Annotated in this window: 5 protein-coding genes; all 5 read left to right on the top strand. The window is 73.0% G+C overall.

All coding sequences use genetic code 11. From position 1 onward, the window contains the following. Window positions 1–11: 11 nt before the first annotated feature. Window positions 12–2,558: a hypothetical protein gene (locus Dsi01nite_RS42865; RefSeq protein ID WP_203852175.1), complete on the top strand. Its 2,547-nt coding sequence runs from the start codon at window positions 12–14 to the stop codon at window positions 2,556–2,558. A gap of 80 nt (window positions 2,559–2,638) precedes the next feature. Next, window positions 2,639–3,838, top strand: a complete 1,200-nt coding sequence (locus tag Dsi01nite_RS42860; protein ID WP_203852174.1) for an alpha/beta fold hydrolase — start codon at window positions 2,639–2,641, stop codon at window positions 3,836–3,838. A gap of 1 nt (window position 3,839) precedes the next feature. Continuing rightward, entirely contained in the window at window positions 3,840–5,348 is a 1,509-nt protein-coding gene (locus Dsi01nite_RS42855) for a VMAP-C domain-containing protein (protein ID WP_203852173.1), read from the top strand. Further along, window positions 5,345–6,412, top strand: coding sequence for an AAA family ATPase (locus Dsi01nite_RS42850; protein ID WP_203852172.1), 1,068 nt, complete (start codon window positions 5,345–5,347; stop codon window positions 6,410–6,412). The genes Dsi01nite_RS42855 and Dsi01nite_RS42850 overlap by 4 nt, the downstream gene beginning before the upstream one ends. Further along, entirely contained in the window at window positions 6,409–10,365 is a 3,957-nt protein-coding gene (locus tag Dsi01nite_RS42845; protein WP_203852171.1) for an SAV_2336 N-terminal domain-related protein, read from the top strand. Before Dsi01nite_RS42850 ends, Dsi01nite_RS42845 begins: the two co-directional genes overlap by 4 nt. The last annotated feature ends 63 nt before the right edge of the window (window positions 10,366–10,428 follow it).

The raw sequence follows: 10,428 nt of genomic DNA, 5'->3' as shown, positions 1-10,428 counted from the left end.
TGGGAGCCTCCGTGGAGAAGACGGTCACCGCCGGCTGGGCGTTGTACAGCAAGCAGCCGGGCGCGTCCGGCGAGTACGGCGTGCTCGGCGGCAGCCTGGACCACGCGGTCGCCGAGCACTACGTCAAGCAGTTGCGCAACGGCCAGCCGGACCGCCGGCCGGACGGCCCGGGCTCCCTGCCGTGGCTGGGTTTCGCCGGCGGCGTCGACGGCCGTCCGGCGCACGTGCTGGTGGAGACCGCCTGGACCGACGACGTGGACGCCGTGGGCCGGCCGATCGTGTCGAGCCGCGTGCTGGTCGTCGACGAGGGCGTCGACGAGACGGCCGCGGCGTCGTACACCGACCTGGTGGCGGCGCTGCGGCAGCTGGGCTGGAAACGATCCGACCCGGCGCCGCCCGGCAGCGGCGACGGCCGGCCGGTGCGCCTCCGGCTGCCGATCACCGGACCGTCGGCCGCCGTGGCCCTGATCGAGCGGCTCACGCTGGAGTGGGTCGCCGGTGTGGCCGCCCTGGTCCTCGAGGGTCAGCGGGTGGCCTTCACGGCCGCGGCCGGCAAACCGCCCAAGGTCGCCGAGCGGATCGCGATCTTCGACGCGGTCAACGCGCTGCTGCCGCGCGGCGCGCGCGTGGGCGTGAGCGCGTCGACCTGGGCCAGCCATCAGGCGAAGTCCCAGCCGGGCATGGCCTTCGTCGAGCGGGCGACGGGCCAGGTGGAGGTGCGGGTCGACGAGCGGACCCCGCCCCAGCCGCAGACCTCTGCCGGGCGGTCCTACGCGCGACTGCTGGCCCGGATGGCCGCCACCGGGCTGCCGATCGGCAGGCTCCTGCTGCACCTGGACAGCCAGCGCGACCCTCTGGCCGGCAGCGCGGCGGCGGCCGCCGCGAATCTGGAACAGCTGGCCCAGGAGTCCGCGGTGCTGGCGCAGGTCCGGGCCGGACACGGCGAGCCGGACCGGGTGCGCCAGGTCCTGCAGCGCGCCGGTTGGGACGGCCTGGAGTCGGGCGCCGCCCGGCGGGACCTCCGGAGATTCCTCGTCCGCACGGTGCTCGCCGGGAAACCGGCATCGGCCGGCGCCGGGCAGGTGCTCGCCGCCCACTGGACCGACGAGGTGGCGGACGAGGTCGCCGACCACGCCACCACGCTGCTGTCGGCCCGGCAGCCCGGTGCGGTGCGCACCCTGTTCGAGGTGGCCGCGGGCAGTGGCGCGGCCGCGGCGCAGGATCTGCTGCACCGGGTGGCGGGCCGGGTCACCGCGCGGCCGGAGGAGTCCGGCGTCCGCGCGTTCATCGACCTGCTGACCGAGGCGCCCGCCGCGACGGATCCCGGGGATCCGGTGCTGCACCGGCGGTTCCTGGCCCGGCCGGCGGCGGGCGCGAAGATGATCGGGGTGCTCGCCGAGCCGAGCGGCGGCGACCGGTTGCTGCCGGTGCTCGCGCTGTGGCAGGCCCAGCTCAGCGCCGAGCCGCACTGGGCGCGGCCGGTCGTCGTGGCCGTGCTGGGGCTGACCCGGGGCGCGACCGAGCGCGACGGCGACGAGCTGCTGCGGCACTGGCCGGACGGGATATCCGTGGTCCTGGCGATCGCCGCCGGCCGCGGTACCCTGCCGGCCGCGTTCCCGATCGTGCGGCGCGCGCTCACGATCCGGGCGGTCGACGTCGCGGCGGACGACGGGCGGCGGGCCGCGCTGGCGCACACGCTGGTGGTGGTGCGCGACAGGTGGCATCACATCGAGGCGCCGCACCTGGCGCGGATCGACCTGCTGCTCCTGGTCCTCGGCGCCCGGGCCACGACGCTGCTCGCGGAGGAGGAGCTGCGCCCGGAGTACCTCGCGGCGCTGCGTGACGGTTGGCGTTCCGAGGAGCTGAGACCGGCCGCGGACCGGCTGCGCGCCGGGCTGGTGGACCTGTTGGCCCCCCGGCCGGACCGGCCGTCGACCGCCGGCGGCGCGGGACGCATGGTCCGCATCGTCGACGCGATCGACGACCCGGACCTGCGGCCGGTGGTGGGCGGGTTCCTCAGCGTCTTCCTCGCCCGGCATCCGGGGGAGCGGCTCAAGCTGGGGCCGCAGTGGGATCCGTTCCTGGCGTCGTGGATCGAGGAGTACCGCGCGCTCGCCGACCTGAGCCGCGGCGGCGCATCCGCCGAGGCTCTCGCCGTCGGGCTGCGCGGACTGCTGGCGGCCCGGGCGCCGGCGGACTCCCTGTTCGAGCTGCTCGTGCCGTGGCTCGTGCCGGGGCGGGAGTTCGCGGTGGTGGACCTGCTGACCCGGCTCTGCGTCGAGCCGGGGCGGGAGAAGACCGCCGCGTTCGCGGGCGCCCTGTTCGACGCGATCGTCACCGGCCAGTTCCGCGGGCTGGAGGTGACGTTCCTGCCGTATCTCGACGCGTTCGGGCCGGTGGTCGCCGGGATGCACGCGCGCATGGTCCGCATGCTCGACGATGCCGCACCGATGCCCGAAGCATCGACATCCGACAAAGGCATCGGTGGAACGGGTGACGGTGTGTCGGCAAAACGTCGGGGCGCGGGCGCGGCCGAGTCGGCGGAATCCGGACGGTGATCCGGGAATGATTCTCACAATGCCGTGGAGGCCCGGAAGGGTTCACCGATCCGCAGTCTTCAGTCGGACGATCAGTCGATGTGGTGATCGGGCCGGCACGCTACGTTTTTCTTCACTGCATTGACCATCCGAACATCGAAGCTGGTGCTGCATTGGATCAGATGGCCGTCGTGTTGGTGCATGGCCTTTTCTCGTCGAACGCGACCTGGGACAACATGACCCGGCTCATCGCCGCCGACCGGGATCTGGGCCGGGTCCGCACCGCGCTCTGTGACTATCCCTCGCCACGCTTCCAGCTCAATCCGCTGCGGCGGATTCCGGACTTCTACGACCTTGCGGAAAGCCTGCGCACCTTCCTGCGGTCCGATCTCGCGGCATATGACCATCTCTTCCTCGTGACGCACAGTCAGGGTGGTCTTGTCGCCCAGCGAATGATCGCCCGGGCCAGCGCCGAGACCGATCTGCTGGCGCGGATCCGCGGCGTCATGATGATCGCCTGTCCGAACGACGGCTCTGAACTCGCTCTCGCGATGCGCAAATATGCCTTTTTCTGGCGGCACCCGCAGGAGCGCGAGCTCCGGCCGTTCAACCGGGAGAACAAGGACGCGCGGCGCGTCATCCAGCAGTACATTGCGCGCCGGAACGACGATCCCGTGGGCAGCCCCAGGATTCCGTTCTCGACATACTCCGGAATGTCGGACAACGTCGTCAAGGGCGTGTCGGCGTGGGCGGAGTTCGGGGAGATCGGTGCGTTCCCGGGCGACCATTCGTCGGTGGTCCGGCCGCAGCACGCCGGCGAGCGGGTCTACGTGGCGCTGCGCGGTCACCTGCTCAAGGCGCTGGCGGAGGTCGACCTGCGGGCCCACCCACCGGCGTCCGGACCGGTGCCGGCCCAGCCCGGTCCCGGCCGGTCGGAGTCCCGGAAACCCGCCGACGACACCTCGGCGCCCGGGCTCAGGCCGGCGCTGTCGCCCGCCGACAAGGCCCAGGTCGTCAACGCCATCCTGGCCGTGCCGGGGATGCTGGACCCGCAGTTCCGGAGCCTGGTCTACGGGGAGCTGCCGCCCGCGCTGCGCCAGCAGCAGGCGGGCTGGGGCAACGCCGCCCGGCCCGAGATCTTCGGCCTGCTCCGCCTCTTCGAGGACCACACCTCGCTGGACCCGTGGGCGCGGTTCGTCGGCGCGCTCGAGGCGCTGCGCCCCGACGATCCCACGGTGTCCCAGGTGCGGGTCGCGGTGACCAGGTTCAGGCTGCTCGGCCCGGCCGGGTCGGAGCGCTGACATGCACGACACGGCCGACGGCAGCGCCGATCTGGCGAGGGCGCTCGCCGGCGTCCCGGAGCTGGCGCACCCGCTGACGTTCCGGGAGTTCACGCTGCTGCTCACCGAACAGCTCGGCATCGTCGTCGAGCCGCCGGCCCGGACCGGGGACCGGGAGGCGCGCTGCCGGTCGTTGGTCGACTCCTGCGTGGAGAAGACCGGCACGCCGCGGCGGATGCCGGGCGTGGTGCTGGACGTCATGATCAAGCTGCTCGGCGAGGAAGGGGACAGTGTCGAGCGGCTCAGGGACGCCGTCGAGCGGATCGGCCTGGCGTTCGTGTTCGACGACGCGCAGATCCACGAGCTCGACCAGTTGCTGATGCCGCTGCAGCGGCACGTCGACCTGACGCAGGTCGCGGACGTGCTGGAACAGGTGTTGAGCCCCTACAGGTTGACCCCGCCCGGCCCGATCGCGGACCTGGCGAGCCTGGTGCGCAGTCTGGAGCCGTTGCGCTACGTCGGTGACCGCAGCACGCCGCCGGTGCTGCTGGTCATCGGTGCGCTCAGCGCCTGCCTCGACGCGCGGGGAGAGCCGCTGCGCCGGTGGGCGGAGCGGGCCGCGGAACCGTTCGGTGGCCTGCCTGACCAGCCGTGGACCCGGCTGATCGGCAAGCGGCTCCGGCTGGTCATCCGCGTCGCGCAGACCCGCAGGAGCGGCGCGCCGGTCAGCCTCGACGGCTGGTTCCGGACGTCCAGCGGCAAGGTGATGGGGCGCCAGTCGCGGGAGCACGGTCCCCACTGCGGGCCGCGCTACCCGATGTGCTGCGGGCAGAAGCTGCTGGGGCAGCTCGCGCAGAAACTGCCCCGCGACGATGCCGCGGCGATGACCGTGGAGTTCGTGCTGCCGTGGACACTGCTCGATCACCCCGTCGAGGGCTGGACGGCGAACGAGGTGTACCGCACACCCATCGGTGAGCAGCATCCGGTCGTCGTGCGGCCGCTCGAGCGGGTGATCGACGGTGTCGTGTGGGAAAGCGTGCTGACCCGCTGGGCCCGGTTCGACGCGGCGAACCGCGACCGCACCGCATCGGCGATCTGGCTGGTCCGGGACGGGCACCGGCGGCCGCCCGGCGCCGCGTACATCAACGAGCCGGCCGACGCCAAGCAGCTGGCCAGCATGCTGAGGGACCGCGAGGACGTGAGCTGCCTCTGCCTGGCCTATCCGTTCAACCACGCCCGCGACAGCAGCGGCGGTGGCGTGCACTCGGCGATCGCGGCGGGCGTCCCCGTGGTGCTCTGGCTGCGTGACAGGTCCGATCCGGCGCCGCTGGAAGCGCTCGTGCGCGAGACGGGCATGGCCGGCAGCCTCGACGGACTGCCCGGTGCGGTGCGCAAGTACCGGATCCGGGCGGCGGCCGATAATGATTCACAGCGATCGATGGTGCTGGTGTGGGACGACCCGAACCAGCCGCCCGAACCCGAGGGTCCGCTCCAGCCGCCGTCGCAACGTCACAGGGGGACGCCGCAGTGAACCACGCGAAACCGGCCTGGCCCATCTACACCGGCGGTGGCACGCCGCACGACGGGATCGACCGGCTGCCGAAGCCACCGCCGTGGCGGAACTTCTCCGCCGACGGCGCCGGCGCGATCTCGCGGCACATCGGCGAGCACCGCACGGCGACGTTCCGGCCGGACCAGTCGACCGTCGAGGCGGTCAACGCGGCGATCTTCCTCCGGCGCCCGTTGCTCGTCTCCGGCACGCCAGGCTCGGGCAAGTCCACCCTCGCCTACAGCATCGCGCACGAGCTCGGCCTCCGTGACGTCCTGCACTGGCCGATCACCAGCCGGTCCACGCTCGCCGAGGGGCTCTACCAGTACGACGCGATCGGCCGGCTGCAGGACACCAGGGTGGAGCACCCCGACGAGGAGCGCCGCGACGCGACCTTCAGGGCCGGCCGGCCCATCGGCGACTACATCCGGCTCGGTCCGCTCGGCACCGCCCTGCTGTCCGAGGAGGGCGACAAGCCGCGCGTGCTGCTCATCGACGAGCTGGACAAGTGCGATGTGGACCTGCCCAACGACCTGTTGAACGTCTTCGAGGAGGGCACCTTCGTCATCCCCGAGCTGGAGCGCGCCTCCCCGGACCGGCTCGTGGACGGCAAGGACGGCACCCGCAGGTTCGAGGTGTACACGGCCGACACGAACGAGAAGCGCGAGGTGATCGACGGCCGGGTCAGCACCAGGGTCTTCCCGATCGTGGTGATGACCAGCAACAACGAGCGCGAGTTCCCGTGGGCGTTCCAACGCCGGTGCCTCAGGGTGCGGCTGGAGGCGCCGTCGGCGGATCGGCTGGCCGCCATCGTCGAGGCGCACCTGGGCGAGGTCGACGAGACGGCCCAGGACCGCATCGACTGGTTCCTCGGCCTGCAGCAGGACGAGCAGCGGCTGGCCATCGACCAGCTGCTCAACGTGCTGTACCTGGGACGAACCCCCGGGATCGACTGGAGCTCGGCGCAGTTCGACAGCCTGCGGGAGACCCTGACGACCAAGATGGGCACGGAGCCCGGCCGGGCGAACCGGACGCCACCGGCATGACCGAGGCGCCGGCCGGTGCGGGGCGGACCCGCATGGACCGGATCGCGGCGCTGCTCCCGGGCATCGAGGACCGGGTCGGGCCGCACGGTCTCCAGGGCAGGGAGATCGCCGATCTGCTGTGGCTCGAGGCGCAGCGCCGCGAGCCGCCGCCGCTGCCGGTCCCCGGCGCGACCGAAGATCCGGTCGATCCCAGCGGCGGGTCGGAGCGGGAGCCGCCGGCCGACACGACGGTCAAGGTGCCCGAACCACCACCCGCGATCCCGGTCGAGTACGCCGGGCCCGGGGAACGGCGCGGCGCGGCGCCCGCCAGCGTGGTGACGCCGGTCGAGTCGCCGCCGCTGCCGGAGGCGCTGTCGCTCGACCGGGCGCTGCGGCCACTCCGGCGCAGCGTGCCCGTGCGCGGGCGGACCGTCCTCGACGAGTCGCAGACGGCGCATCAGTCCGCCGACGCCCGGCGGATCGTGCCCGTGCTCGTGCCGGTCGCGGAGCGCTGGCTGGAGCTGTCGATCGTGGTCGACGCGTCGCCGTCGATGGCGGTGTGGCGCGAGGCCGTCGACGAGCTGATCAGGGTCACCGCCCGCAACGGCGCGTTCCGCGACGTGCGGGCCTGGTCCATGGACGTCCGCACCGGCCGGCTGCAGCGCTACGGCCGCCGGCCCTCCGGTGACGTCCAGGTGTACCGGCCGCAGGAGATGATCAGGCCGGACGGGCGCCGGCTGATGCTGGTCGTCACCGACGGCGTGGACGGGGGCTGGCTGGGCCGGCCGATCGCGGAGGTGCTCGAGCGGTGGCGGGTCGCCGGCCCGGTCGCGGTGCTGGACCTCCTTCCGGAGCGGCTCTGGGGCCGCGGCGCGCTCGCCACCCGCGACGTGTGGTGGAGCGGCACCGATCGCCGCGACGGCGCGGTCGCCGCGCGGCCCTGCGACGACGATCCGTTCGGGGCGTTCGACGGCTTCCGCAGCCTCGACGTCCCGGTGCTGGGCCTGGACCACGGCTCCCTCAGCGCCTGGGCCACCATGCTGACCTCCGGCGGCACGGTGGCCGGCGCGACCCTGATCACGCCGGTCGGACCCGGGCCCGAAACGCCGCAGGCACCGCCACCGGTCAGCGTCGAGGCGCTCCTCGACCGGTTCCGGTTCGCCAGCCAGCCGGCGATCGACCTGGCCGCCCGCCTGGCCATGGTGCAGCTGACGCTGCCGGTGATGCGGCTCATCCAGCGGACGCTCCCGCACGTCACGACCGCGCACCTGGCCGAGGTGTTCCTGTCCGGCCTGCTCGAACGGGTCACCCCGCAGCGGCCGGACGAGGATCCGGACGCCGTCGCCTATGACTTCGCCGCCGGGGTACGGCCGCTGCTCAAGAACATGATCTCGAGGCAGGAGGAGTACGACCTCAAGGTCGTGCTGCGGCGGGCGCCCGCCTCGCTGGGCGGCTCGCTGCTGGTCCCGGACGAACACGGCGACGCGACATACCCGGAGGACGGCGACGAGATCACCCGGGTCCGCCCGGAGAGCGTCACCGGTGACGTCATCGGGACCCCGCTCGGTGAGGGCGCCGCGATGCTGGTCGGTGACCGGCGCTCGGGCAAGACCACCCTCGGCATGCGGCTGATGGCCGACGGTGCCCCGCCCGGGCAGCCGGACGCCACGCACGGCAGCCGGTACCGGTGGCGGCTACGGGCGCCCGGCACGCAGGCCGAGCTGGTGCTCAACGTCACCGAGTTCGACCGGTTCCTCGCCCCGGCGCGCGAGGCGGTCGTCGTGTACGTGTTCGACGGCAGCGTCCCGCTGCCCTACGGCGACCTGCTGGAGACCGTGGACCGGATCCGGCGCCCCGGGACCGCCCACCTCATCGTCGTGGCCACCCACACCGCGGCGGACCTGCCGGATCCCTTCGGACCGGAGATCCAGGACCTCGCCGGCGAGCTGGGCATCCCGCTGCACAAGGTGAACGAGGTGACCGGCTGGGGCGTGCCGGAGCTCCGGGACCGGATCGCGGCCGTCGCCGCCCAGCTGCCGCGGATCCACCGGCGGGTCCCGGAGTCGTGGCTCGCCGCCCGCTCCCGGCTGCTCGCCCTGCGCGAGGACCTGCCGCACATGTCCATGGGCAAGGTCCGCGAGCACTGTGCCGCCGCCGGCGTCCCGCCCGGGGAGAGCGACCGGGTCGTCGACCTGATGGAGGACGTCGATCTGCTGCTGCGCGTCCCGGACGGCGCGTTCAAGGACACCGTGCTGCTGGAACCGGTCTGGTTGTCGGACGCCGCCGGGCGGCTGGCCGCGGACGCGGACACCCGGTATGCCGGCGGTGTCCTGGACCGCCGGCGGCTGGGCCAGATCTGGACGGCGCCGAGGTTCCCGGAGCCCGACCATCCGTACCTGATCGCGCTGCTGCACCGGCTGGAGCTCATCCGGCCGCTGGCCGACAGCCTGCGGTTCGACCTCGTCGACGACCTCCTGCCGAAGGACAGCCCGCCGGATCTCTCCGTCCTGCCGCGGCTGACCGAGTTTCGCGTGCAGTGCCGGGCGTCGATCCGGGACATGGTGGGGTTCCTCGCCGTCCGCCACCGCGACGACGCGACGGTGCTGCCGTCGCGTATCGGCGTGCGACTGCAGGACGTGGCCCGCCGCCCGGGCACCCTCGCCGCGGTGACGATGCACGGCTCCGACCGGCTCGTCGTCGAGGTCTGGGACGACCAACCCGATCGCACCGCGCTGCAGCTGCGCAGCGAGATCGAGGATCTGCTCGCCCGGCACTGGCCCGGGTCGGCGTACCAGATGTTCGTGGTCTGCCCCACCGCCCCGGCCGCCGGGCGCCGGTGCACCGGCCGGTTCCCCGTCGATCAGCTCAGCGCGGCCCGGGACCGTGCCGAGCGCTCCCACGAGTGCCGGGTCTGCCACGAAAGGCACGACCTGGACCTGCTGCTGGCACCGTTTCGGGTGCCGGCCGTCCTTTCGCGGACCCCGCCGGGCCCTGTTCCGGCGGCGGCCGGGGCCGTGCCGGTCGTGCTGCTGCCCGACAGTCCCGCGCCGACCGATCCGGTGCAACTCGCGCTGCTCGGTCCGGACGGCTCGGGCAAGAGCACCTATCTGGTCTCCCTGCCGATCGCGGCCGAGGCCGCGGCGGACCGGTGGTCCCTGGTGGCCAACGACCAGCGGTCCGCGGACTACATGAGCCGGGGTGCTGAGCTGCTCCGCGATGCCGGCCGGTTCCCCAGCAGGGACATGCTGGCCGCGCCGGTGCGATGTGTGTTCAACAGGACGCCGCCCGCCGCCGGGCGGACCCGGTTCCCGCGCCGGGCCGGCGGCGACCGTGAGCAGGTCGAGTTCGTGTTGGAGTGCTGGGAGCAACCGGACGGGCTGTACCGGGAGAACCCCGCGGTCCTGGAGCACCTGGCCCGCTCCGACGGCCTGGTCTACCTGCTCGATCCGGCGCGCGAGGCCCGCCCTTACAGCGGCTCGCAGCACCTGCACGCCCAGGTGCACATGTTGTACCGGCGGATGCAGCAACTCGGTCAGGCACGCGACGGGAAGCTGCCGCAGCACATCGCGGTCTGCGTCACGAAGTTCGACGACGACCGGTTCCTCCGGCAGCTGGTCCGGGAAACCTCGCTGATCAGTCAGGAGCGCGACGGCGCCCGCCTGCCCGCCGTCCCGCCGAGCCGGACGGAGGAGCTCTTCACCTGGATGTGCAAGAGCCTGCCCGGCAACATGCAGCTGATCAGGGAGACGTTGTGGACCTACTTCCATCCCGATCGCGTCACGTTCTTCGTGACCTCGGCGATCGGCTTCCGGCTCAACCGCAGCGGGATCTTCGACTTCCGCGACTTCGACAACCTGAACACCCAGGTGGAGCCGCCCGTGCTTCGTGACCGCGCCCGCCCGATCAACGTGCTGGAGCCCCTCGTCCTGTTGGAACGCCAGATCCGGGCCGCCCGCCGGCACGCCGCCCGCTGACCGCTCCCGCCGGTGTGATCGATGTGGCCGGAACGTTCGACCTCAGGCCGGTGGGGTGCCGGC

Origin of the sequence: Dactylosporangium siamense, from assembly GCF_016862795.1 — a bacterium.
Taxonomy (GTDB): Bacteria; Actinomycetota; Actinomycetes; order Mycobacteriales; family Micromonosporaceae; genus Dactylosporangium; species Dactylosporangium siamense.
The sequence above is the reverse complement of the archived record's forward strand: the minus strand, read 5'-3'. Positions and strand labels throughout refer to the sequence as shown.